Origin of the sequence: Segatella hominis (assembly GCF_019249725.2) — a bacterium.
Lineage (GTDB): Bacteria > Bacteroidota > Bacteroidia > Bacteroidales > Bacteroidaceae > Prevotella.
The window spans coordinates 705,533-731,510 of sequence record NZ_CP137559.1; the positions used below are offsets into that span (position 1 = coordinate 705,533).

17 protein-coding genes are annotated in these 25,978 nt (G+C 44.6%); 7 read left to right on the plus strand and 10 right to left on the minus strand.

All coding sequences use genetic code 11. From position 1 onward, the window contains the following. Positions 1 to 19: 19 nt before the first annotated feature. Entirely contained in the window at positions 20 to 2,338 is a 2,319-nt protein-coding gene (locus tag KUA50_RS02780) for a penicillin-binding protein 1A (protein WP_218457387.1), read from the plus strand. Here the strand turns inward: KUA50_RS02780 and KUA50_RS02785 are convergent. Continuing rightward, on the minus strand, positions 2,266 to 3,576 hold the full coding sequence (locus tag KUA50_RS02785) for a ComEC/Rec2 family competence protein (RefSeq protein WP_218457388.1): 1,311 nt from the start codon (positions 3,574 to 3,576) through the stop codon (positions 2,266 to 2,268). The two genes, KUA50_RS02780 and KUA50_RS02785, sit on opposite strands and share 73 nt — an antisense overlap. A gap of 216 nt (positions 3,577 to 3,792) precedes the next feature. Between KUA50_RS02785 and pheT the strand changes: the two genes are divergently transcribed. The 3 genes from pheT to KUA50_RS02800 are packed head-to-tail and all read left to right on the plus strand — an operon-like array spanning position 3,793 to position 7,332. After that, positions 3,793 to 6,261 (plus strand): phenylalanine--tRNA ligase subunit beta, encoded by a 2,469-nt coding sequence (gene pheT, locus KUA50_RS02790; protein ID WP_218457389.1) that lies wholly within the window; start codon positions 3,793 to 3,795, stop codon positions 6,259 to 6,261. A gap of 41 nt (positions 6,262 to 6,302) precedes the next feature. Beyond that, positions 6,303 to 7,046 carry a YebC/PmpR family DNA-binding transcriptional regulator gene (locus KUA50_RS02795; protein WP_218457390.1) on the plus strand — a complete coding sequence of 248 codons (744 nt, stop codon included), beginning with the start codon at positions 6,303 to 6,305 and terminating at the stop codon, positions 7,044 to 7,046. A 7-nt stretch (positions 7,047 to 7,053) separates the two neighbouring features. After that, positions 7,054 to 7,332, plus strand: a complete 279-nt coding sequence (locus KUA50_RS02800) for a TIGR03905 family TSCPD domain-containing protein (protein WP_022111140.1) — start codon at positions 7,054 to 7,056, stop codon at positions 7,330 to 7,332. Positions 7,333 to 7,468: 136 nt separating this feature from the next. Here KUA50_RS02800 and KUA50_RS02805 read toward each other — a convergent pair whose 3' ends face one another. Continuing rightward, the gene (locus tag KUA50_RS02805) at positions 7,469 to 7,852 is read right to left on the minus strand and encodes a membrane lipoprotein lipid attachment site-containing protein (protein ID WP_218457391.1); all 384 of its coding nucleotides are present in this window, start codon (positions 7,850 to 7,852) and stop codon (positions 7,469 to 7,471) included. A gap of 274 nt (positions 7,853 to 8,126) precedes the next feature. Here KUA50_RS02805 and KUA50_RS02810 point away from each other — a divergent pair, with 274 nt between their 5' ends. Beyond that, a complete protein-coding gene (locus tag KUA50_RS02810; protein WP_256624304.1) occupies positions 8,127 to 9,455 on the plus strand; it encodes a S28 family serine protease in 1,329 nt (442 codons plus the stop codon). 131 nt (positions 9,456 to 9,586) lie between these two features. On the opposite strand, the gene KUA50_RS02815 is transcribed toward KUA50_RS02810, so the two are convergent. The 7 genes from KUA50_RS02815 to aroB form a co-directional block, all read right to left on the minus strand. Next, positions 9,587 to 10,351, minus strand: coding sequence for an HAD family hydrolase (locus KUA50_RS02815; protein WP_218457392.1), 765 nt, complete (start codon positions 10,349 to 10,351; stop codon positions 9,587 to 9,589). A 28-nt stretch (positions 10,352 to 10,379) separates the two neighbouring features. Then, a complete protein-coding gene (locus KUA50_RS02820) occupies positions 10,380 to 11,738 on the minus strand; it encodes a glucose-6-phosphate isomerase (RefSeq protein ID WP_218457393.1) in 1,359 nt (452 codons plus the stop codon). A 43-nt stretch (positions 11,739 to 11,781) separates the two neighbouring features. Further along, on the minus strand, positions 11,782 to 12,780 hold the full coding sequence (locus KUA50_RS02825) for an NAD(P)H-dependent glycerol-3-phosphate dehydrogenase (protein ID WP_022111146.1): 999 nt from the start codon (positions 12,778 to 12,780) through the stop codon (positions 11,782 to 11,784). Positions 12,781 to 12,853: 73 nt separating this feature from the next. Next, on the minus strand, positions 12,854 to 14,584 hold the full coding sequence (lysS, locus tag KUA50_RS02830; RefSeq protein ID WP_218457394.1) for a lysine--tRNA ligase: 1,731 nt from the start codon (positions 14,582 to 14,584) through the stop codon (positions 12,854 to 12,856). A 124-nt stretch (positions 14,585 to 14,708) separates the two neighbouring features. Beyond that, a complete protein-coding gene (locus tag KUA50_RS02835) occupies positions 14,709 to 15,839 on the minus strand; it encodes an acyltransferase family protein (RefSeq protein WP_218457395.1) in 1,131 nt (376 codons plus the stop codon). A gap of 36 nt (positions 15,840 to 15,875) precedes the next feature. Then, positions 15,876 to 18,164: an alpha-N-acetylglucosaminidase gene (locus tag KUA50_RS02840; protein ID WP_218457396.1), complete on the minus strand. Its 2,289-nt coding sequence runs from the start codon at positions 18,162 to 18,164 to the stop codon at positions 15,876 to 15,878. 146 nt (positions 18,165 to 18,310) lie between these two features. Continuing rightward, a complete protein-coding gene (gene aroB / locus KUA50_RS02845; RefSeq protein ID WP_022111151.1) occupies positions 18,311 to 19,357 on the minus strand; it encodes a 3-dehydroquinate synthase in 1,047 nt (348 codons plus the stop codon). A 172-nt stretch (positions 19,358 to 19,529) separates the two neighbouring features. Between aroB and KUA50_RS02850 the strand changes: the two genes are divergently transcribed. Further along, positions 19,530 to 22,472: a TonB-dependent receptor gene (locus tag KUA50_RS02850; protein ID WP_218457397.1), complete on the plus strand. Its 2,943-nt coding sequence runs from the start codon at positions 19,530 to 19,532 to the stop codon at positions 22,470 to 22,472. Between the two features lie 146 nt (positions 22,473 to 22,618). Here KUA50_RS02850 and KUA50_RS02855 read toward each other — a convergent pair whose 3' ends face one another. After that, on the minus strand, positions 22,619 to 24,322 hold the full coding sequence (locus tag KUA50_RS02855; RefSeq protein WP_218457398.1) for a SulP family inorganic anion transporter: 1,704 nt from the start codon (positions 24,320 to 24,322) through the stop codon (positions 22,619 to 22,621). A gap of 175 nt (positions 24,323 to 24,497) precedes the next feature. Here KUA50_RS02855 and radA point away from each other — a divergent pair, with 175 nt between their 5' ends. Continuing rightward, positions 24,498 to 25,943, plus strand: a complete 1,446-nt coding sequence (gene radA / locus KUA50_RS02860; protein WP_218457399.1) for a DNA repair protein RadA — start codon at positions 24,498 to 24,500, stop codon at positions 25,941 to 25,943. Positions 25,944 to 25,978: the final 35 nt, after the last annotated feature.

A 25,978-nucleotide genomic window follows, 5' to 3' on the forward strand; every position in this document is an offset into this window, starting at 1 on the left:
AAATATAATTTAATTAGTGATGAGAAAACGTTTCATACATATTTTGTGGGCGCTTCTTGCTGGAGGTATTGTTTCTGCAATTATTGGATTCTTTGCCATTTGGTTTGGCTGGATTGGCTATATGCCGGATATTGAAGATTTGCAGAATCCGATCAACCGCTTTGCGACTCAGGTATATTCTTCTGACGGTAAGGTTATCGGTACATGGAATCTGAATAAGGAAAACAGAATTGTGATACCTTATAAGAAAATGTCACCTTATTTGGTTCAGGCTTTGGTGGCTACTGAGGATGAACGATTTTATGAGCACTCTGGTATTGACTTCAGAGCGCTGGGTCGTGCTATTATTAAGCGTGGTATTTTGGGACAGACTAATGCTGGAGGTGGTTCCACCATTACTCAGCAGTTGGCTAAACAGTTGTATAGTAGTACTGCGCAAAGTGCTGCTCAGCGAATGCTCCAGAAACCAATAGAGTGGGTCATTGCCATCAAGTTGGAACGTTATTATACCAAAGAGGAGATTATTGCTCTCTATCTCAATTATTTTGATTTTCTGCATAATGCTGTCGGTATCAAGACGGCAGCTAATACCTATTTTAATAAGGAACCGAAGAATCTGACGGTGTGTGAAGCTGCTACTTTGATAGGTCTTTGCAAGAACCCATCGCTCTTCAATCCGGTACGTTATCCTGAACGTGCCAAGGAGCGTCGTAATGTTGTTCTCTCGCAGATGGTGAAGGCTGGTTATATGGACCGTGCTGAGTATCAGAACTATTCAAGTGAACCTTTGACGCTGAACTTCCATCGTACTGATCATAAGGATGGTACGGCTACTTATTTAAGGGAATTCTTGCGCCGGTACATGATGGCAAAACGCCCTGTTCGTACAGACTATCCTTCGTGGAACAATGTGCAGTTTGTTGCCGATTCCATAGCCTGGGATACAGATCCTCTCTATGGTTGGTGCAATAAAAATTTCAAGAAAGACGGTTCGCCATACAATGTTTATTCTGATGGACTGAAGGTGTTTACTACCATCGATAGTCGTATGCAGAAGTATGCAGAAGAGGCTGTTTATCAGCATGTTGCCCGTTATCTTCAGCCAGCTTTTGATAAGGAAAATAAGCCAAAGCCAAGTTCTCCTTATTCAGATAAGTTGACTCCTCAGCAGATACGTTATATTCTGAACCGTTCTATTACCCAGAGTGAGCGCTGGCGTACGATGAAGGCCGCGGGATGCACACCAGAGGAAATCAAAGAGGCTTTCCGCAAGAAAATTGAAATGACGGTGTTCACTTATCATGGAGATATTGATACCTTGATGAGTCCGCTCGATTCCATCAGATATTACAAAGGCTTCCTGCGTAGTGGTTTCATGAGTATGGATCCGAAGACTGGAGCTGTCAAGGCTTATGTGGGCGGTTTGGATTATCCTCATTTCATGTATGATATGGTAAGCTTAGGTAGGAGACAGGTGGGTTCTACTATCAAACCATTCCTCTATAGCTTAGCTATGGAGAACGGATTCACACCTTGTGATTATGCTCCTAACAGACAGCGGACATATATAGTTGGCGGAAGGCCTTGGACTCCTCGTAACGTGAGTCATGCCCGTTATGGACAGATGGTGCCATTGAAGTGGGGATTGGCGCAGAGTAACAACTGGATTAGTGCTTATCTGATGAGCAAGTTGAATCCAAACCAGTTTGTTCAGATTCTCCATGACTTCGGTATTCATAATCCTGATATTCATGCATCCATGAGTCTCTGTCTCGGTCCTTGTGAAGTGAGTGTGAGCGAGATGGTGAGTGCCTATACGGTATTTGCCAATCATGGTATCCGTACAGCTCCTATGTTTGTGAGTCGAATAGAGGACAATGAAGGAAATACCATTGCTACATTCCAACCTCGAATGAATGAGGTGATTGGTGCAGCCAATGCAATGAAGATGCTTACGATGCTGATGGGTGTAGTAGATAATGGTACTGCTGGGCGTTTGCGCTATCGTTATAATTTCCAGGGACAGATAGGTGCCAAGACTGGTACAACCAACAATAATAGTGATGGTTGGTTTATCGGTTTCACTCCGCAGTTGGTAAGCGGCTGTTGGGTGGGTGGTGAAGACCGTGATATTCATTTTGACAGAGGACAGATGGGACAAGGTGCTACGATGGCGCTTCCTATATGGGCTATCTTCATGAAGAAGGTGTATGCTGACAGGTCATTAGGTATAGATCCAATGGCAAAGTTTGATCTTCCGGAAGATTATAATCCTTGTGGTCGGAAGACAGAAGAGGATGATTTTACTGAAAATGGAATTGATGAGGTTTTTGAATAATACCTTGTCTTCCTGATAAATATGTATCCCACGATTATGCAGAAATAGATGAGGCATAATTGTGGGATATTTATTTTTATCCCATCAATGCTTGCTCCTGGCAGCATAGTTGTGAGTTTTAATGCCGTATTCGTTGCTTGGGTGATACTAATGAGTCCATTTGCTGCAAAGTGTAGAAGCGGTTCTGACAGTAAACTCATCAGGGGTATATGGGTAAGAAGTGTAAGCAGGAGAATGGCGGCAGATAACCAAAGGATTACTGTGGCTGCAGGGATGGCTATGAAACCGGTGAAAAGTGCATAGCATGAGATGCGGCCAAAATAATAGATGATGAGTGGCATGGTGCCGATTTGAGCAGCTATGGAAATGCAGAGCATACTCCAGGGCCATCGGGTATAAAAATGACTGGTACTGCATAGGCCTTCAAGAGGCTGGTAGAACAATAGAATCGAATAAACTGCCATAAACGACATTTGGAAACTGATGTCGAATAAGTAGAGCGGATTGTAAATAAGCATGATAACATAGGCAAACGTGAGATTGTTGATAGACAGTGCTTTACGATGGGAAAGCATGGCAAAGCAGCAGATGCTGATCATGGTAGCAGAACGTATAGCACTGGCGGGCATTCCGATAAAAATGACATAAGCCCAAATGGCGGTGATGGAAAGTATGATGGTAGGGATACTACGTCTTCGTCCTCCTAACAATAGAATGAATAGTTGGAAAATAATTCCGATATGTAATCCGCTGACAGCCAGTATATGACTGGCTCCTGATATCGAATAGATATCTTTGGTTTCTTTTGTCAATGAGGTCTTGTCTCCGAGGGTCATGGCAGAGACGATGGCGAAGTCCTGTTCCTGAATGTTGAGGCTTCGCAATCGTTTTTGGATTGTGTTTCTGCATTCTTGAGTGACTAACATGGTTTTGTCAAATGATGAAAGGTTTTCTTCAGTGATGATTTGCGGCTTATCCTGTTTCTTGTCCAGCTGGTGAGAAGTCAGGACTCCTCCCATACAGAATATGCAGATAAACAGGGAAAGGCATTGGACGTTTATTGTCGATGAAGAGCGTTTGAGAAGATAGAATGAAATACCCCATGACAGCAGTGCTGCCACCAGCCAATAGATGGTGTCAATGTAGCCGTATCCCATCTTTGCGATGAGAATTCCGATGGTTAGGATGATGCTGATGTGCATCAGGGGTGTTATCTGTGGGGACTTTTTCTTTCGCATGTTATTTTGCTTTGAAATCTATCTTCTAAATGAAAAAGTTTCTGTTTTCGCTGGAAAAATCGCATTAAACTTTTAATAAGTGCAAATATACGAATATTTTTTCGTCTAAGTCTGTTTTTTTTTGTATTTTTGCAAAGTTTTAGAGAAAATCATAAAAAGTCGAAGTGCAGGAGGTGCTTCGATGTGAATTTTGAGAATACAAATAAAATCATTATAATGAACGTTTCTTATAAATGGCTTAAAGAATACGTCGATTTCGACTTGACTCCTCAGGAAGTTGCAGACGCGCTGACTTCTTGCGGTCTGGAAGTTGACGCTTTGGAAGAAGTTCAGTCTATCAAAGGTGGACTGAAAGGTCTTTACGTGGGTAAAGTGTTGACATGCGAGATGCATCCTAACAGCGATCATCTTCATGTAACAACTGTTGACCTGGGCAAGGGTGAGCCTCAGCAGATTGTCTGTGGTGCGCCAAATGTTGCCGCTGGTCAGAAGGTTATCGTAGCAGACTTAGGTTGTGTACTTTACGATGGTGACCAGAGTTTTACTATCAAGAGAAGCAAGCTCCGTGGAGTTGAGAGCCTTGGTATGATTTGTGCTGAGGATGAGATTGGTGTGGGTACAGACCACGCTGGTATTATTGTTCTCCCAGAGGATGCTCCAGTAGGTCAGCCTGCTGCTGAGTATTATCATCTTGAGAGTGATTGGCTGATTGAGATTGATATCACTGCCAATCGTGCAGATGCACTGGGTCACTGGGGTGTTGCCCGCGACCTCTATGCTTGGTTGAAGCAGAATGGTTATCAGACCAGTCTTCATCGTCCTTCTTGCGCTGAGTTTGTCGTAGATAACGAGGACCTGCCTATTGACGTAGAGATTCAGAATGCTGATGCTTGCAAGCGTTATGCATGTGTAAGTATCACAGATTGCGAAGTAAAGGAAAGTCCAAAGTGGTTGCAGGATAAGTTGAATATCATCGGCTTGCGCCCAATCAACAATATTGTGGATATTACCAACTATATCATGATGGCATATGGTCAGCCATTGCACTGTTTTGATGCTGACATGGTAACCGGTCATAAGATTGTAGTTCGTACCCAGCCAGAAGGAACTAAGTTTGTTACCCTCGATGGTGAGGAACATACACTTGGTGAGCACGATTTGAGCATCTGCAATGCAGAAGAGCCAATGTGTATCGCTGGTATCTTTGGCGGTAAGGGTTCTGGTACATACGAGACCACCAAGAATGTAGTTCTGGAGAGTGCTTATTTCCATCCAACCTGGATTCGCAAGAGTGCACGTCGTCATGGTTTGAGTACAGATGCCAGCTATCGTTTTGAGCGTGGTGTTGATCCAAACGGACAGATTTATGCTTTGCAGCAGGCTGCTATTCTCTGTAAGCAACTTGCAGGTGGTAAGATTTCCATGCAAATCAAGGATGTTTATCCAGAGCCTATTCAGGATTTCCCTGTTCGCTTGAACTATGAGTACGCTCATCGTCTCATCGGTAAGGAAATCGGTGTGGAGACTATCAAGAACATTGCTACATCCCTGGAGATGAAGATTGTGAAGGAGGATGCTGAAGGCATCGATCTCCTTGTTCCTCCATTCCGTGTAGATGTTCAGCGTCCTTGTGATGTAGTAGAGGACATTCTCCGTATCTATGGTTATAATAATGTAGAAATTCCTACCCAGTTGAAGAGTTCTTTGACAGTTCAGGGAGAGGAAGATAAGCATTATCATACTCAGAATATCGTAGCAGAGCAGTTGGTGGGTGAAGGTTTCATGGAAATCCTGAACAACTCTCTTACCAAGGCAAGCTATTATACTGATTTGGAACTCAATGCTTATCCTGATGAGCATACTGTTAAGATCATGAATCCATTGAGTACTGATCTCGGTGTGATGCGTCAGACTATGCTCTTTGGCGGTTTGGAGAGTGTTTCTCGCAACATCAATCACAAGAGTCAGAATCTGAAGTTCTTCGAGGTTGGTAACACCTATATATATAATAAGGAGAAGTGGGATGCTGAGAATCCTATCAAGGGTTATACTCAGGAGGGTCATATTTCTCTTTTCATTACCGGTAAGCGCGTAGAGGGTAACTGGGCTCATGCTGATGAGCAGAGTAGCATTTACGAGTTGAAGGCTGTGGTAGAGAATATCCTTCGTCGTGTTGGCATGCCTGCCAATAACATTGTGATTAAGCATAGCGACAACAATATCTTCTCTAAGGGTGTACAGTATGAGACACGTGCAGGTAAGGTATTGGTAGAGTTGGGTATCTTGAGTCTCAAGTTGAAGAAGGCTTTTGATATTGAGCAGGATGTATTCTATGCCGATGTACATTGGGACAACCTGATGAAGGCCATCAAGAAGGTGAACCTCACCTATACTGATATCAGTAAGTATCCTTCAGTAAGCCGCGACCTGGCTCTCTTGGTAGATAAGAGTGTACAGTTTGAGCAGATTGAGCAAATCGCTCGTCAGACAGAGAAAAAACTTCTGAAGAGTGTCGTTCTCTTTGATGTCTATGAAGGTAAGAACTTGCCAGCTGGCAAGAAGAGTTATGCTGTCAACTTCATTCTTCAGGATGAAGAAAAGACTTTGAATGACAAGCAGATAGACGCAATCATGAAGAAGTTGATTGCCAACCTGACAGGCAAGCTCAATGCAGAGTTAAGATAATATTTTAAACAAAACGATAAACATTTTTAAAATTTATTCCAATGGGAAGAGCATTTGAATATCGTAAAGCTACAAAGCTGAAAAGATGGGGCCACATGGCCAAGACATTTACTAAGTTAGGTAAGCAGATTGCAATTGCAGTAAAGGCTGGCGGTCCAGAGCCAGAGAACAATCCTACTTTGCGTGCTATCATCGCTAACTGTAAGCGTGAGAACATGCCTAAGGATAACATCGCTCGTGCCATCAAGAACGCTTGTGGCAAGGATACCAGCGATTACAAGGAGGTAACATACGAGGGATATGGTCCTCACGGTGTTGCTGTATTTGTTGACACATTGACAGACAATACTACTCGTACTGTAGCTGACGTTCGTTCTATTTTCAATAAGTTCAGCGGCAACTTGGGTACTACAGGTTCCCTTTCTTTCCTCTTCGATCACAAGGCTGTGTTCACATTCAAGAAGAAGGAAGGTCTGGATATGGACGAGTTGATTCTCGACCTGATCGACTATGGTGTAGAAGACGAGTTTGATGAAGATGAGGAGAACAATGAAATCACTATCTATGGTGCTCCTACAAGCTTCGGTGAAATCCAGAAGCATTTGGAGGCTGAGGGCTTCGAGGTAACTGGTGCTGAGTTCACTTACATTCCTAATGATTTGAAGGATGTAACTCCTGAGGAGCGTGAGACTATCGACAAGATGGTTGAGAAGTTGGAGGAGTTTGACGATGTTCAGACTGTCTATACCAACATGAAGCCAGAAATTCCTGCTGACGCTGAATAAGTTTCCTATGATCAGCAATGAGAATGCAAAGCATCTTACCAAGGTGACTTATCAGACTCATGGTACCTGCTCCAAGTACATCTGCATCAGTGTAGATGAGAATGGAGTCGTACAGGATGCGCAGTTTATCGGTGGTTGTGATGGCAATACCAAGGGCGTTTGTTCCTTGATAAGAGGTATGAAGGCGCAGGAAGTGATTGCCCGATTGAAGGGTATTACCTGCGGCAACAAACCAACAAGTTGTCCAGACCAGTTGGCAACTGCACTTCAGGAAATGGGGTACTAAATGTAAAAGACAGCAATACTGGTCAGTTTCCCAGTAGAAACAATATAAAAGTCCCGGAGAATTAAATCTTTCTTCGGGACTTTTTCTGCTTGTAATCTTTGTCTTATTCTGCTTTTAATCTACGATCTTTTCTGTCTTAATATTTAAAGGTGTCATCCAATAGAACTTCTTTTGGATTTTTAGCAGAATGATAGATGAATCTGAAAGCGAAATGGGCTTCTTTATATTTCTGAAGTCCAGGATTATTGTCTAATGACTGCTTTTGTACATCATAAAGTTTCTTGTGGTTCTGTTTGATGAGTATGACATTATCTGCCTTGTTTCTCAAAGTCATATAATAAATATAGGTACGGGTATTCTTGTCGAATACCGTACTGTCTGTGCGCCCATCATTCACGAAAGGAGTAGGGCATACTTTCTCTGTATATTCCTTAGCCTCTCTTGCTGCTCTGTCTTCAATGCTTTCTGAGCATGAAGCCAACATTGTAATCAACATGATTGGAAAAATAATCTTTTTCATATCTTTCTTTTTAATATTTGTCCTTTATCGTATTTATCCTTTTAATTCTTTTTATTCACAAGTACAATATGCTGTTCTGTATTTGAATTGTACTGAAATTCGGGCACAAAGATAAGTTTTTTTGATGGAATAGCAAAGCAATCTGCTACGTTTTTGTGGGGAAGATTCATCAAATTATACTTTTTCTCATTTTATTTTCTTTTTTCTCTGGTTTTTGCAGTACCTTTGTATTTCAAAATATAATATCTTCAAAAGTATAATATCTTTGAAAGCAATGAAATTTTTTAAGAAAACAAAATCATTAAAGTCAGCTTGTTTGTTGATGTTGATGTTGCTCATCCTGCCTTTGCAGATGTTGGCAGCAGAATTGGGTGAAGCTGGTAAACGGTTAGCGGCTCTTCCTGGTGTGAGTAAAGTGGAACCGCTGCAGAGTACTTGTTTCCCAGAAAAATACGTGTTCTTTATCAAGCAGCAATTAGATGCTAAGAACCCGCAGGCTGGTCAGTTTGAGCAGCGAGTTGTGCTCTGTCATCGCGGTTTTGACCGTCCAACAGTACTTGTTACAGAAGGCTATGATGCCAATTATGCGTTGCATGAGGGATATATAGAGGAACTGTCTAAGCTCTTCGATACCAATATCATTACCGTGGAGTACCGTTATTTTGATAAGTCCATGCCAAACCCTTGCAACTGGGATTATCTGACAGTGGAGAATTCTCTTTATGATTTGCATCATGTGAATGAAGCATTACATGCTTTATATAAGGGTAAGTGGATTGCTACAGGCATCAGTAAGGGTGGTCAGACAACCATGTTCTACCGTTCCTACTTTCCAAACGATGTGGATATTTCTGTTCCATACGTAGCTCCACTCAACAGAAGTGTTGAGGATGGCAGACATGAGAAATTTCTCCAATATGAGGTTTCGACTCCTGAAAACAGACAGAAAGTGCTCGATTTCCAACTTCTGCTCTTTAAGCGCAAGGCAGCTCTTCTTCCTCTGCTTGAGAAATATTGCAATGACAAGCATTATACATTCAATGCACCTTTGGCTGAAATATATGACTTCTCAGTCTTTGAGTATGCGTTTGCTTTCTGGCAGTGGGGCTCTGATATCCAAAAGATTCCTACAAGAGAGGCTGATGATTTAGCAGTATTCAAGTATTGGATGAGTCATTGTGAACCCGATTATTTCTCCAATCAGAATCCTTATTTCTCATTTGATGTGCAGGCAGCTAAAGAATTAGGTTACTATGGCTATTATACAAAACCATTCAAAAGATATCTGAGTATTAAGACGGCAAAGGGATATTTGCATCGGTTGATGTTGCCGAAGGATGCGGAGAACGTGAATTTTTCTCCTGTATTATATAAGCACACAGTAGATTTCTTGAGTAAGAATGATCCTAAGATGGTTTATATTTATGGTTCTATCGACCCATGGAGTGCTTCTGGTATTTATGGACTTCCATTTACGAAGAACAAACACAATTTGCATGTTTATATGTGTCCGGGAGGTTCTCATAAGACCCGTATTCTTTCCTTCCCAGAGCCTACTCGTCAGGAAATTATTGATCTGATTGGTCGTTGGTTGAAAGAATAATAAATTGTCAAGGAAAGTATCACTATCTGAATTGTTTAAATAAAAATCGGCTATCATTAAATTGTCCTATAAAGGAATCGAATTATACGAATATAAAAATCAAACAAAAACGTGTAAGTAATGATGTTTACTTACACGTTTTTGTTGTTTTTGAATATCTGGCTCTGCTGATGTGCCATTTCTATTAAACTCTCGAAGTCATTGCAGAACTCGGTCATCTGATGGTAAAGAAGATTACTGCCTTTATCAGATAACTCATTATCTGGTAATGGACCGGAATTGATAGCTACCGTGAAGATGTTAGCAGCAACACCCGCTCTGACTCCTAATGGAGCATTCTCTACAACGATGCCTTCCCATGGTTGAAGATTGCCCGCTTTCTGCAATCCCATCAGGTATGGGTCTGGGTTTGGTTTTCCACGTTTCACGTCATACGCAGTTACAATATGTTCTTCATCCAGAAAATCGCCGAAGTCATTGAGTAGGCGCATGATGAGAGGGCGCTGGCCGCTACCGGTAACCACACCCACTTGCATACCAGCATCCTTAATCTTCTGCATGATTTCCTTAACACCAGGGAAGATTTCTGCCGTTGGCATAGAGTGGAAGATATCCGTCTTTACATCATACATTTTCTGAGCTTCTTCCAGAGATATATCGATACCTTTCTGTTTTTTCACCATCATCTTGATGGTATCAATACCTCGTGCTCCCTCTGTAGCATAAGCATCAGCGGCAGTCATGTGGATGTCAAACTGCTTCATCGATTCCTGCCAGGCTACGGCATGATTAGGCATACTGTTGTATAGCACGCCATCCATATCAAAAAGAACGGCTTTAGGGTTGAATTCCCCAAAGCCGTGGTCTTTTAAGTATTTTGAAATAATTTCTTTCATCAATAATGAAATGATTTCTTAATATCGATTATTTCTCGTTAGCCAAACGCTCCTGGATTGCCTTGCTTTCAGCCTCATAACCAGGCTTGTTGAGCAATGCGAACATATTCTTCTTGTATGCCTCAACACCAGGCTGGTTGAATGGGTTTACCTCTTCCAAGAGACCGCTGATACCGCAAGCCTTCTCGAAGAAGTAGATCAACTGACCGAGGTAGTAAGCGTTCAACTCAGGTACGTTAACCAAGATGTTAGGAACACCACCGTCAACGTGAGCCAAGCGAGTACCGAGTTCTGCCATCTTGTTCACCTCATCCACACGCTTGCCCTCCAAGAAGTTCAAACCATCGAGGTTTTCATCATCGTGAGGGAAGAGCAACTTCTCGTTAGGAGTCTCTACGCTGATAACAGTTTCGAAGATAGAACGCTCACCTTCCTGAATCCACTGACCCATAGAGTGAAGGTCGGTAGTGAAGTCGCAAGCTGCAGGGAAGATACCCTTCTGGTCTTTACCCTCGCTCTCACCATAGAGCTGCTTCCACCACTCAGCGAAGTAGTGAAGTTTTGGCTGGAAGTTGCAAACGATCTCAATCTTCTTGCCAGCCTGTGTATAGAGTGCCTGACGAGTAGCTGCATAGATAGCAGCAGGGTTCTCATCGAAAGCAACGTCCTTACCGCAAGCCTTTTCCATGTCAGCAGCACCAGCAACGAGCTGTTTTACGTCGAAACCAGCAACTGCGATAGGCAACAAACCTACTGGAGTAAGAACTGAGAAACGACCACCTACATTGTCAGGAATGATGAAACTCTTATAACCCTCTTTGTCAGCGCAAGTACGGGCAGCACCTTTCTTAGCATCGGTAACGGCTACGATCACATCCTTAGCCTCTTCCTTGCCACGCTGATCCTCGCACTGCTTCTTCAAGAGACGGAAAGCGAGAGCAGTCTCTGTTGTGGTACCAGACTTAGAGATATTGATAACACCGAACTTCTTGTCCTTCAAGAAAGTAGTCAACTCGTAGAGGTAATCCTCACCGATGTTGTTACCTGCGAAAAGGATAGTTGGATTCTTCTTATCATTTACGAGCCAAGCGAAAGAATTGCTGAGACCTTCGATAACGGCGCGAGCACCAAGGTAGCTACCACCGATACCAGCAACAACAACAACCTCACACTTTTCACGCAATGTGTTGGCAACAGCCTGAATCTCATTCAAGAACTCAGGAGTGATAGAAGATGGCAAATGCAACCATCCCAAGAAATCGTTACCTTCACAAGTGCCGTTCTCAAGAGCTTCCTGAGCGGCTTTTACCTTAGGCTCGTAAGCCTTTACTGCACCTTCTGCGAGGAATGATGCAGCCTTAGTAATGTTTAAGCTGATACTTTTCATTTTCTTATTTAAATATCTAAATGAATGTGTTAATGTTTCTCCATTATCTGAACGAATCAGTCAAGAGTTTGATTTCGATTTGCGGACTGATGCGCTCGTACAGTATATTATATACAGCATCGAGAATTGGCATGTTGACGTGCATGTGGCGATTGATTTCCTTCATACACTTTGTACCGAAAAATCCCTCGGCAATCATCTCCATCTCTATCTGTGCACTTTTCACGCTATAGCCTTTACCTATCATGGTACCGAAGGTGCGGTTGCGTGAGAAATTACTGTAACCTGTAACGAGCAGGTCACCGAGATATACTGAGTCGTACATGCTGCGGTCGATAGGGTGGACGGCAGTGAGGAAACGGTGCATCTCCTGAACGGCATTCGACATGAGCACCGCCTGAAAGTTGTCGCCATATTTCAGACCGCCACAGATGCCTGCAGCAATAGCATATACATTCTTCAAGACCGATGAGTATTCGATACCGATGACATCGCTTGAAGTCTTGGTCTTGATATACTCGCTTGCCAAACAGTCGTTGGCAAAGGCGCGAGCCTTATCTGTGTCGCTACAGCCCACGGTGAGATAACTCAGACGCTCCAGCGCAACTTCTTCTGCATGAGAAGGGCCACCGATACAAGCCAGGTTTTCATAAGGCACGTCATATACCTGATGGAAATATTCCGAACAAACGAGGTTTTCGTCAGGTACGATACCCTTGATGGCTGTGATGATAAACTTGTCGCTGATGCGAGTCTTGAGTTTCTTGAGATGATTCTTAAGGTAAGGCGATGGGGTGACGAATACGAGTGTGTCGTAGTTCTGCACAATCTTATTGATGTCTGAAGAGAAGAAAATCTCATCCACATTGAATCTTGCCGACATCAGATAGGCAGGATTATGCCCCAAGCGCTTGAAGTCCTCGATGCGGTCGTCGCGTCGCATATACCAACCTATGTGATGAGTATGCCCCACCACAATCTTGGCTATTGCCGTAGCCCAGCTACCGCCGCCAATAATAGCAATTTTTCCGCAGTTGAACACTTCGTTTTATGTTTAATGTATAACTAATAATGTATAATTGGAGTATGCTGCCCCAATTATACATTAATATATATTACTTATTTGCTGCGTCAATCCAGCCCTGGATATCATCAACAGAAGGCTTCTCATAGCCGAGTTTGTACTTCTTGTTGATTTCACCGATCTTCTGCTGAAGACCCTGAGCCTTCTCTTCACGGATGTCAGAAATCAGGTTGAAACCTGCCTTGCGGAGCACGTATGCCCAATCCTCTGGCACGCCAATCTCAGCCCATTCCTTGATAGTACTCTGTGGCATCTTCTTCTCTGGCTTCATCTGAGGGAAGAACAATACCTCCTGGATGAAGGTCTTGCCTGTCATCAACATGACGAGACGGTCGATACCGATACCGATACCTGATGTAGGAGGCATACCATACTGGAGGGCACGGAGGAAGTCCTGATCGATGATCATTGCCTCATCGTCACCCTTGTCAGCCAACTTCATCTGGTCGATGAAACGCTCTTCCTGGTCGATTGGGTCGTTGAGCTCTGAGTATGCGTTAGCAAGCTCCTTACCGTTGACCATCAACTCGAAACGCTCTGTCAAACCAGGCTTAGAACGGTGCATCTTAGTCAGTGGAGACATCTCAACAGGATAGTCGGTGATGAAAGTAGGCTGGAGGAAAGTACCCTCGCAGAACTCGCCGAAGAGTTCGTCGATCAACTTACCCTTACCCATGGTCTCATCTACATCCATGCCCTTCTCCTTGCAGAATGCGCGGATTTCTTCCTCTGTCTTGCCGTTGCAATCGAAACCAGTCTTTTCCTTGATGGCATCGAGGATAGGAAGACGGCGATATGGAGCCTTGAAGCTAATGATGTTACCATCTATCTCGCGTTCTGGCTTTCCATTGACTGCGATACAGATCGTCTCAAGCAATTTCTCAGTGAATGACATCATCCAGTTGTAGTCCTTGTACTGAACATAAAGTTCCATACAGGTGAACTCTGGGTTGTGGTTACGGTCCATACCCTCGTTACGGAAGTTCTTGCCAATCTCATAAACACCCTCGAAACCACCTACGATAAGGCGCTTCAGATAAAGCTCAGTAGCGATACGCATATACATATCCTGATCGAGCGCATTGAAGTGAGTAATGAATGGGCGGGCAGAAGCACCACCAGCGATGCTCTGGAGAGTAGGAGTCTCCACCTCTGTATAACCAGCGTTGTCGAGAACGCTGCGGAGTGTACGGAGAACAGTAGCACGCTGCAAGAAAGTATCCTTTACGCCATCGTTGACGATGAGGTCAACATAGCGCTGACGATAGCGCAACTCAGGGTCGTCGAACTTGTCGTAAGCAACACCATCCTTATATTTTACGATAGGGAGTGGTTTCAAACTCTTAGAGAGCAGGCACAGTTCCTTGGCATGAACTGAAATCTCGCCAGTCTGTGTGCGGAAAACAAAACCCTTTATACCGATGAAGTCACCGATGTCGAGAAGTTTCTTGAAAACAGTATTATAAAGGTCTTTGTTCTCGTCTGGACAAATCTCGTCGCGTGCGATATAGACCTGGATTCTTCCCTTTGAGTCCTGCAACTCTGCGAAACTGGCTTTACCCATTACGCGTCGGCCCATCATACGACCTGCGATGACTACCTGGCGTGGCTCTTCCTCATCTTTGAATTCAGCTTTGATATCAGTGCTGAATGCATTGGTTGGAAACTCTGCAGCTGGGTATGGATCAATGCCCATCTCGCGCAATGTTTGAAGACTTTGTCTGCGAACGATTTCCTGTTCGCTTAACTCTAAAATGTTCATATTCTATTTAGATATATCTAATTTTGTTATTCTGTCTGCAAAAATACAAATAATTTTCTGAACTCCACCTTATTTTTATGCTTTTTAATATAATAAGTCGGAAATAGTTGTGCAAACATTTGCATTATAGCTTAATGAAAATCTTCTTTTGGTACATCCAGATGCCCATCGCTGCATGAATGGCAACAAAAAACAGGGCATAGGTGAGGGAAACCAGATACTCGTCTGAAATGACATTCCTGATGAGGCCTAACAGGTCGTCCTTGATGCCGTATGTTCCGAAAACGATGGCAAGGAACTCGCTCAGGACATAAAGAAAAAGTGGATTCATTCCGAAAGACAGAAACAGAACTGTTATCGGATTCTCCTTTGTTTTTATCGTCTTTCCTTCTGCATTTGCTTCATTCTTTCCTTCTGCACTGATTTCACCCCTGTCAATCCATTGGATGAGCAGACTCAAGATCCAGGCAGCAAAACCACAGGTCACAAATACATAGCTTGGACTCCATATTCTCTTATTGATGCCGAAACCAATCAAGGAAAGGAAGAAACCAAGAATGAGCATGACAAGACCACTGATTTTCAAAAACTTAATTTTGGAATGAACGTTCTGACCTGCAATGCTGATGTATTTGCAACAGAGGAAACCTATCATCGTATGGGCGATGGCTGGCAATGTGCTCAGCAGTCCTTCGGGATCTACCGGACTCTTATGATAGAGGTGATCGTAGCCGAAAAAATGGAGATCTGCCTGGGCGATGATGTTGACTGATGCATCGTAGGCATAACCGTTGCCGAAAGCTAAGATGCTCATATAGACTATGATGATGCCGAGGATGATATGGACAAAATACCGTTGGTTGATATGGATGGCCAACAGGGATACAATGCCATAACAGAGGGCTATGCGCTGTAAGACTGCCCATATACGCAGATGCGCAAAGTCTAATCCATTACCCGAACAAATCATATCAAACCAGTTGATACTGAGTCCGATAAGGAAAAGCAAGATGGTGCGTTTTGCGATTTTTCTGTAGATAATTAGCGAGGGCTTAAACTCCGTCTTTCTCAAAGACAAATAGGTGGACATACCCATCATGAAGAGGAAGAAAGGAAAGACCAGGTCGCAGGGAGTCAAGCCGTTCCACTTGCTATGCGTCAGAATATGATAGTTCTGTTCACCGCCATTATTGACCAATATCATGAGGGCTACTGTGAGCCCTCGCATGATATCCAGAGATTTGAGTCTGATCATAGTTTTCTGGGTGTTTTATCTTGTTCTTAATAGTTCTTATCTGATAAAATTGATAACTTCCTTCGCCACTTCCACACAGTCTCCTTCAGGTTGATCACTGTAGGTATTGTGCTGCAAAGTCCATGGTTCCTCTATAGCATACCAGTCAATTACCGGACCGCCAGGCAATGCCATTTGGAATAGTTCGGCAGCAGTCTTGTTAGCATTCTTGCCACCGCCTAACGCTTCGTAATCCACTTGGGTGCTGGCTTTCATCTGGTCTTCTAATGCCTTCATATAGGTACTCCATCTCTTGTAGTAGAAGTCTTTCAGTAAACCTTGCCATTCCTTGTGTGCATAGTCTCGGAGCCCTCCCTTATCAGCACAGGTGCGGTTTCCCCATGTGGTAATCTGTACACGAGCATTCCATTCATATTGGTCTTTCTCTGCCGTAGTCTTGCCGATTTTGCGTGCCTGTTCTGTCCAATGTCCCAGACGGAATTCAGAACGGGTGCCTAAGAGTTTGTCCTGCAGGAGAATCATCTTCAGGAATCGGTCTGCATTCTTGTCAAAGTCTTTACGGGCAAAGGCATTGTAGTCGGCAATCGTCTGCAGGTACTGTTTTCTGCCCTGATCGGCGAGAGCCTGTCGGCAGATATCCACGAGATCATATTCGTAGTTGTTGTTTCCTTTGTATTTATCAGCTACTTGTGCGAAGAGGATGGCAGCCTGTCGGGTGTCTTCCGGATCATAGTAGTTGTGCATTTTCGACCAGCTGGAAACCTGGAAATTGTTTAATGATGGACGTCCGCAGAAGATGCTCTCATGGGGACCTTGCTGGTTGTTGCCGAGCGGACAGTTGTAGATGCTTTTTGCAAGCAAAGTCCAGGCTTTCACGATTGTGTCATCGTGGACGCCATATCTGGCAAAGCAGTATTCCTGGATCCATTCTTCCTTGGTCATCTTCTCCGCTCTCCAAGGCAGTTCGCTCATCAGTTCGAACATCACCGGGTTGTTTTCTGAACCTTCCATCGTAAAGCCCCAGCCCTTCAGTGAAGAGTTAGTGATGAGTGAAGAATTCTCTTGCTTTTGGGTGTCCGTTTTCCCCGTTCCGAGATAAAAGTTGTTGAGAAGCTGATCCATTCTTCCATGAAGACCCACGTTTCCGCCAAAGTTCTCCAGAAGACAGAAGAGCCATTGATGCTTGCCGTATCCACCTTCCCGTTTCCAGATACTCGGACTTCCGAACATCGGGCGGCATTCAGAGAAGAGGTCGAGTATGAGGAGGTCGCCAACCTTCAGATTTTCTATCATCTGTGGACGTGGATTCTCGGTCCATCCCTGAACCACCCACACTGCCTTAGAATTGGCACGCTTCATGGCATCCATCAGCACCTTTCCTGCTTTTCCGTAATCAACTGCAGCATCATCATTGCTTTCGTGGAAAGGATCCATGGAGTAATAGGAAGCCTTACCGAAGAGATGGGTGAGCTCCTTATAATATAGGTCTGCGATTTCTGCAAATCGGGCATCCGTAGGCGATAGGTTGGCAGGGCGCTGATAACCATTCCAGCGACCACCATCAGTCACGTTGAGTCCTAACTTTTCTTTGGCGTCATGAGGCATCATACCGCAATAGCCCGGCAAGACAGGTTTCATACCAAGCTCTTTCATTCTTGCCAATATCTTCTTCTGCAATACTTCCTGTTGCTTGTACCAGTTGAGTGGCAGCGGACCGCCCCATCCCTCGAGGTTGTTCATTCCCCACCAAGCCAGGAAAGCAGGACCGGCAATGAATTTGCCGACTTCTTCCTCTGTATAGCCTAACTTGAGGAGCATGTTTCTCCATACGCATTCTTCGCCTACGATGGCAAGCGGCATGTTGATGCCATGCAGAGCCATCCAGTCGATTTCTTTCTGCCAACGGTTCCAGTCCCAGAAAGCCATCGAGTAGGAGAAGGTGCAGTAGTTGAAATCATAGCGCAATTTGAGATCTGTCTCATGGCGCTCCTTTTTCTCAACTCGTGGCAATACGGCAGGTATTTTAGCCGTCATATTGTTCCAGGAGATATGGATGCCGGCATAATGTTTGAGATACCAGTTGACACCCACGGCAATATTCACCCAAGAGTTGCCTCGGATGATGATAGGAGATGAAGTTTTCCTGCTGTTGGAGGAAGGATGAGACTTCTGGTCAATCTCAAAAAAGTCTTTGTCTGATTTTACCAGTATGGTCTGAAACTTGCGTGAAGCGCCTTTGTCAATGCGTTCCAGGATGTCATCTACAGGATTTGCCTGTATGCCCGTAACGGTCAATAGAAATAGGTAGAATAATATTTTTCTCATATACATTATATAAATAAAGGTTTAACATGATGATGAAAAGGTTTCATATTTGAATATAGAAAAGGTCTAAAATATAAATGTTGAAGAGTTTGTGTATCTTCATTCTTCCTTCTGCTGATACACATTCTCTCCAACATTTCATAAGATTATCCTTCTCTGAAGAAATCCAGTGCTTCCTTGATTTCGTCCACGGAAGCCGTCTGGTTGATGCGGATGTCACCGATGCCTCCCAAGAGGGTGAAGTTGATGATGCCGTTCTGGTTTTTCTTATCGTGGTGCATCAACTCTATCAGTTCATCGTAGTCATCACAGGTGATAGGCAATGTGCCGTAGTATTCCTTGATGAAACTTACGGTCTGTCTCATCTTTTCGGTAGGGAAACCTGTATGTGTGGCACTGAGATATAGTTCGCAGATCATACCGAAAGCAACCGCATGACCATGCAGAATAGGCTTGCGCTTCAAGGCCCAACTCTCAAAGGCATGACCGAAGGTGTGTCCTAAGTTCAGTGCCTTGCGGATACCCTGCTCATGAGGATCTTCTTCTACGATGCGTTCCTTTACCTTCACGCTGTCAGCCACCATTTGCTGCAGATGCTTTAAATCAGGATTTGCCAAATCGAAGGTAATCAGTTCCTTCCACATATCCTCCGTTGAGATGAGTCCGTGCTTCAACATCTCTGCATAGCCAGAACAGATGTTCTCGGCATCCAGACTGCGCAGGAATTCCGTGTCGAGGATGACAAACTTAGAATCGTTGAATACACCTATCTCATTCTTCAGTCCGTTGAAGTTGATACCCGTCTTACCGCCAACCGATGCATCCACCATGGCAAGCAGGGTAGTAGGGATATTGATGAAGTTGATGCCGCGTTTGAAGGTGGAAGCTGCAAAACCGCCGAGGTCAGTTACCATGCCGCCACCGAGATTGATGAGACAAGAGTGTCGTGAACCGCCGCCATCGCCGAGCGATTTCCATACATGTGCTATTGTTTCCAGGTTCTTATGGGTGTCTGTAGCACCTATCTTGATGACCTGTGCATTTTTCAGCGTAAAGAATCCCTGGATAACCGGAAGGCATTTTTCCTTCGTCACCTCATCGACAAGGATAAAAATCTTGTCGTGCTCGCATTCTGTGAGCGCATTGGCAATCTCACTCTCCAGATGAGTAGATATGATAATTCTCTGATTCATAACAAAAACGTTTAATAATGTTGCAAAGGTACGTTAAAAAACTGACTTATACGGCAAAAAATCCTATTTTTTTTGATTGTTTACTCTATATTTGGCATAAAAATAGTATTTTTGTTTAAACCTTGTATAATTATGTACGTCAAAAAGGCAAATCAAAAATTATTTATTAGAAATGAAGAAATCAATTTTGACGATGCTGTTGCTTTTGGTCTCAATAGCATCGTTTGCTCAGGAACGCTTGGTAAGCGGAGCGATTATCGACCGGGATACCAAGGATCCAGTGGAGCAGGTGACCGTCCAGTTGCTCAAGACCGATAGTACCTATGTGACGGGTGCCATCAGCAACGAGAAAGGTCTTTTCCATCTGAATGCGCCTGAAAATGGCAAGTATCTTCTGAAGATTACGAGTGTAGGATATAAGCCTACCGTGAAGCGCGTGGTCATCGAACAGGACAAGAATCTGGCGTTGGGTAATGTCGTTGTCGGTGCTGATGCCATCATGTTGAAAGGTGCTGTAGTTACTGCTATGGCTCAGAAAGTAACGCTCAAGGAGGATACTTTCGTATATAACTCAGCTGCCTATCGTACACCGGAAGGTTCGGTGGTGGAAGAACTCGTGAAACGTCTGCCGGGTGCAGAGGTGAGCGACGACGGTACCATCAAAATCAATGGTAAGGAGGTGAAGAAAATCCTCGTTGACGGCAAGGAGTTCATGACGGGAGATACCAAGACTGCCCTCAAGAACCTGCCAACTAGTATTATTGATAAGATCAAGGCTTACGATGAGAAAAGTGATCTCTCGAAGGTGACGGGTATTGATGATGGTGAGGAACAGACCGTGCTCGACTTCAATGTGAAGAAGGGTATGAACAAGGGTTTAATGTCTAATATCGACCTCGGTATAGGTAATAAAGATAGGTATAGTGCCAGAGGTATGGGTGGATATTTCAACAGTAATAACCACTTCATGCTTTTCGGTAATGCAAACAATACCAGCGACCGTGGCTTCGGTGGCGGTGGGCCAAGACGTGGCTTTGGTGGTGGCAATGGATTGAATGCAAGCAAGATGCTGGCAGCCAACTATAATTATGAGGAGAAGAATAAATTTAAATTTAATACATCTCTTCGCTGGAATCACAGTGATGGTGATGTATGGAGCCGTCGTTCCAGTGAGAACTTCATGGGAAGCAGTTCCTCTTTCTCCAACAGTCTGAACCAGAATTTCTCTCGCAGTGATAGTTGGAATGGTAATATCCGTCTGGAGTGGATGCCGGATACAATGACCAACATCCTCTTCCGTCCTTCTATCTCATGGACTACTAATGATAGCCGCAGCACGGGTATTTCTGCATCCTACAATCAGGATCCATACCAATATACCGAAGACCCTCTTTCTGATGAGGGCATAGAAAAGATGGATGAAGTGGATGCTGTGATCAACAGACAGAAGTCTGTAAGCTTGAGTAATTCCAAGAACAACAACATCCGCGGCATGCTCCAGTTGAACCGCAAGCTCAACAATAAAGGACGTAACGTAACCCTCCGTATGGATGCCAAATATACCGATAAGGACAGCAAGAGCATCTCCTTGCAGAATGCTCATCTTTATCTGGTACAGAATGAAGCAGGCTTGGATTCCACATATCAGACCAACCGCTATAATCTGACTCCTTCCAAGGATTACAGTTACAGTGCGCAGGCCACCTATAGCGAACCGCTCTGGAAGGCCACCTTCCTCCAGTTCAGCTATAAGTTCACCTACAGCTACTCCAAGAGTGACCGCAGCACTTACGATTTCAGCAAATACAGTTTTGATGGAATCTCTCCAGAATACGGAGCGTGGGGCAATTACCTCGGCCGTTTGGATGGTGAACTGGGTGACTATCGAGATGACAAACTGAGCCGCTATTCAGAGTATAGAAACTATACCCATGATATTCAGGTGATGATGCGCTTCATCCGTCAGAAGTATAATCTGAACTTCGGTGTGATGATCCAGCCTCAGCGTTCCAAGTTCATACAGGATTATCAGGGCAAATATGTAGATACGGTGCGCACGGTGACCAACGTCAGTCCGACCCTTGATTTCCGTTACCGATTCTCCAAGATGAGCAATCTGCGTGTCAACTACCGTGGTACCACAGCGCAGCCAAGCATCTCTCAGTTGCTTGATATCACAGATAACAGCGACCCGCTCAATGTCTCTATGGGTAATCCTGGTTTGAAACCTTCGTTCACTCAGAACTTCCGATTGTTCTACAACAATTTCGTTCAGAATCACAACAAGGGTGTGATGACCTATATCAACTTCTCTACGACCAGCAATAGCATCAGCAATAAGGTGACCTACGATGAGACGACTGGTGGAAGAATCACCCGACCTGAGAATATCAATGGCAACTGGAATGTGATGGGAGCCTTTATGTTCAACTGTTCTATCGACAGTGCTGGTGTATGGAATATCAATACTGATACGAATTTGGGGTATAACCATTATGTGAGTTATCTGAGCCTCGACAAGTCGCAGGATTCCCAAAAGAATACCACCCAGAATACCACGTGGAATGAGCGTCTCTCTCTGAGTTATCGCAATGATTGGTTGGAATTGTCACTCGATGGAACATTGGCTTACAATCATGCCAAGAACAAGTTGCAGCCTAACAGCAACCTGGATACCTGGCAGTTCTCTTACGGACCTTCGATGACATTGACTGCTCCTTGGGGCACAAGTTTGAATACCAGTCTCTCCTGCAGCAGTCGCCGCGGCTATTCCGATGAGTCGATGAATACCGATGAGTTTGTGTGGAATGCTCAACTTTCACAGGGATTCCTGAAGGGTAAGCCTCTCACCGTGATGCTTCAGTTCTACGATCTGTTGCACCAGCAGAGTACCTTCTCGAGAGCGATTTCATCCGTTTCGCGTACGGATACGGAATACAATGCCATCAACTCTTATGCGATGCTTCACGTAGTATATCGCATGAATCTCTTCGGAGGCAAGGATGCACGCAAGGGAAATCGTGAGGAAGGACCAGGTGGACGTCCTGATTTCCGTGGTCGCCCATTTAATGGAATGGGTCGTCCAATGGGTCCTCCTCCAGGACGTTTCTTTTAATAGAATTTTTTAGGAGATAACTGAACTTTCGAGTCTTTAAGGCGATAAGAAATAATTTAGGTATGGCTTTATAAAAGCTGAACAGCCGCTTTCTCATGTGTTCGAGAAGCGGCTGTTCTTATTTTTTAGTTGGCTTGATCCAATATTTAATTGGCTTGCTCCAACTTATTCTGTGCGATGATTTCCTCAGCTCGTTTGAGCGCCTTGCTAATATGGTCGGTGATATTCTCCTTACTGAGCATATTGTAGAAACCAGCATGCTCCAACTGGAAGTTTACTTTCTCGCAAACACCGGAGAGAACGATCTGGATGTTTTCCTTCTGACTCATTTCGCAGAGGTTGGTGAGGTTGTGAATACCTGTAGAATCTACGAAAGGAACCTTGCGCATACGGATGACGCGTACCAGTGGGCGATCACCGAAGGCAGCCATCACTTCCTCAAATTTATTGCCGGCTCCGAAGAAGAAAGGACCATTGATCTCATATACCTCCACACCCTTAGGAATGGTATAGTGCTCCAGGTTGGTAGAAAGGAAGTCGAACTCCTTGTTGAGGTCAATCTCATCGTCGGTAATAGCCTTTACGTCGGTCGTCTCAGACATACGTTTCATGAAGAGCAGACAGGCGATAATCAGTCCCACCTCGATAGCTACGGTAAGGTCAAAGATGATGGTGAGGAAGAAAGTAATCAGGAGCACAGTAACATCGCTCTTAGGATTCTTCATCAGTGCTAAGAATGAACGCCAGCCAGACATACCATAAGAAACAACTACCAATACACCAGCCAGACAAGCCATAGGGATAAACTTAGCTAATGGCATCAGGAAGAGGAAGATGAACAGTAAGACGATGGCATGGATGATACCGGCCACAGGAGTCTTACCACCATTATTAATATTGGTCATCGTACGGGCGATGGCACCTGTAGCTGGAATACCGCCGAAGAGAGGAGAGGCGATATTGGCCAATCCCTGTGCCACCAACTCTGTATTGGAATCGTGGTGGTCGCTGATTACACCATCAGCCACGGTAGCAGAAAGCAGACTCTCGATGGCACCGAGAATAGCGATGGTGATGGCAGGAGACACCAGGTTCTTGATGGTTTCCCAGTTGATTTCAGGCACCTGTGCCGCAGGCAATTCATTGCTGATAGAGAAACGGTCTCCGATGGTCTCGATGCTTGTCACACCGGCATATTGTTTCAGAATGAGCGCTACTACCGTCATCAGGATAATGGCGATGAGCGAACCCGGAATCTTCTTGCTGAAACGAGGAGTGATGGCAATGACAATCACGCTCACCACACCGATGAGGGCACACCAAGGGTCGATGGTATCGAAACTCTGGAAATAAACGCCCCATTTCTCGATAAAGTCAGAAGGATTGCTGGCTAAGGTCAAGCCAAAGAGATCCTTGATCTGTGTGGTGAAGATGGTAACAGCGATACCACTGGTAAATCCCACTACGATCGGGTAAGGAATGTACTTGATGATGGTGCCGAGTCGGAGCAGTCCGAAGAGTACCAGGAAGAGACCCGCCATCAATGTGGCGATGGTCAGTCCCTCCATGCCATACTTCTGGATGATGCCATAGATGATGACGATGAAGGCTCCCGTAGGACCACCAATCTGCACTTTGCTACCGCCAAAGACGGAGATGATAAGACCTGCCACAATGGCGGTGATAATTCCCTTCTCTGGGGTCACGCCTGAGGCAATACCGAATGCGATGGCCAGAGGCAGGGCTACGATTCCCACGATGATTCCTGCCATGAGGTCAGACATGAATGTTTTCTTGTTGTATGTCTTCAGACAAGAAAACAAGCTTGACTTGATTGCTATTGCTTTCATTACCTTTTTTAAAAAATTATATTGTATTTTTTTGTTATCCAAAAATAGCGTTTGCAAAGGTACGACAAATATCTTAAATAACAAAATGTTTTTTAATGTTTCTTAATTGTTAATCTCGTTTCATTGATTTAGCGTACTTTTGTACGTCATCTAAGGTTTAGATAGCATACAGATTATGGCAAAAGACAAGATAGCATACGTTTGCAGCAATTGTGGACAGGAATCAGCCAAGTGGATTGGCAAATGTCCGAGTTGTGGACAATGGAATACTTTCAAGGAAATCCGAATCGCCGGAGATACGGGAACCCAGGCTGCCCGAAATGCGGGCATGACGATGAGACATGGTGGCGCTGCTACTATGTTTGGCGGCGTGCGTGCTTCGGACGGAGCAGCCCAACCCATGAAGCTTCGTGATATCTCTGCCCACGATGAACCCCGTATTGATATGCACGATGAGGAACTGAACCGTGTACTCGGTGGTGGAATGGTGCAGGGCAGTATCACTTTGTTGGGTGGTGAACCGGGTATCGGTAAGAGTACGCTCACACTGCAGACCATTCTCAATATCCCTGAAAAGAAAGTGCTCTATGTGAGCGGAGAGGAGAGTGCGCATCAGATCAAGTTGAGAGCCGACAGGTTGGCTTCTTCGATAACGACCGTTGGAACGGATGTGAATCTCGACCATATTTCTATCCTTTGTGAAACTTCCTTAGAGAAGATTTTCTCCCATATCCAGCAGGTGGCTCCAGAAATAGTGGTCATCGACTCCATCCAGACCATCGCTACAGAGGATGTGGATAGCAGTCCGGGCAGTGTCTCGCAGGTCAGAGAGTGTGCTGCAGCTTTGTTGCGATTTGCCAAAACCAGTGGTATTCCAGTTATCCTGATAGGACATATTAATAAGGAGGGAACGCTTGCAGGACCTAAGATACTGGAACATATCGTGGATACCGTCATCCAGTTTGAGGGCGACCAGCATTATATGTATCGCATCCTCCGTAGTATCAAAAACCGATTTGGAAGTACTTCGGAATTGGGAATCTATGAGATGCAGCAGGGAGGACTCCGACAGGTCAGTAATCCGTCAGAACTCCTCTTGACAGAGGATCACGACGGACTTTCGGGTGTGGCCATCAGCAGTGCCATCGAGGGTGTGCGGCCATTCCTGGTCGAGACTCAAGCCTTGGTTTCCACTGCCGCCTATGGAACTCCCCAGCGCTCAGCTACGGGTTTCGACCAGCGCCGACTCAACATGCTTTTGGCGGTATTGGAAAAGCGTGTGGGATTCAAGTTAATGCAGAAGGACGTGTTCCTGAATATAGCAGGAGGACTGAGAGTCACTGACTTGGCGATGGATTTGAGCGTGATAGCCGCTGTCTTGAGCAGTAATGTAGATACAGCCATAGAGGCTGGCTGGTGTATGTGTGGCGAGGTAGGTCTGAGCGGAGAAGTGCGCCCCGTAAGCCGTATCGAACAACGGATAGCTGAGGCAGAGAAACTCGGTTTCCAGCACATCGTCATCCCCAAATACAACTATTCGGGATTTGATCATTCGAAATACAAGATAGAGATTCACCCGGTCAGAAAGGTGGAAGAGGCGCTGAGATGCCTGTTCGGATAGAGGCTTTTTGAAAAGTAAAAAGGTAAAAAAGTAAA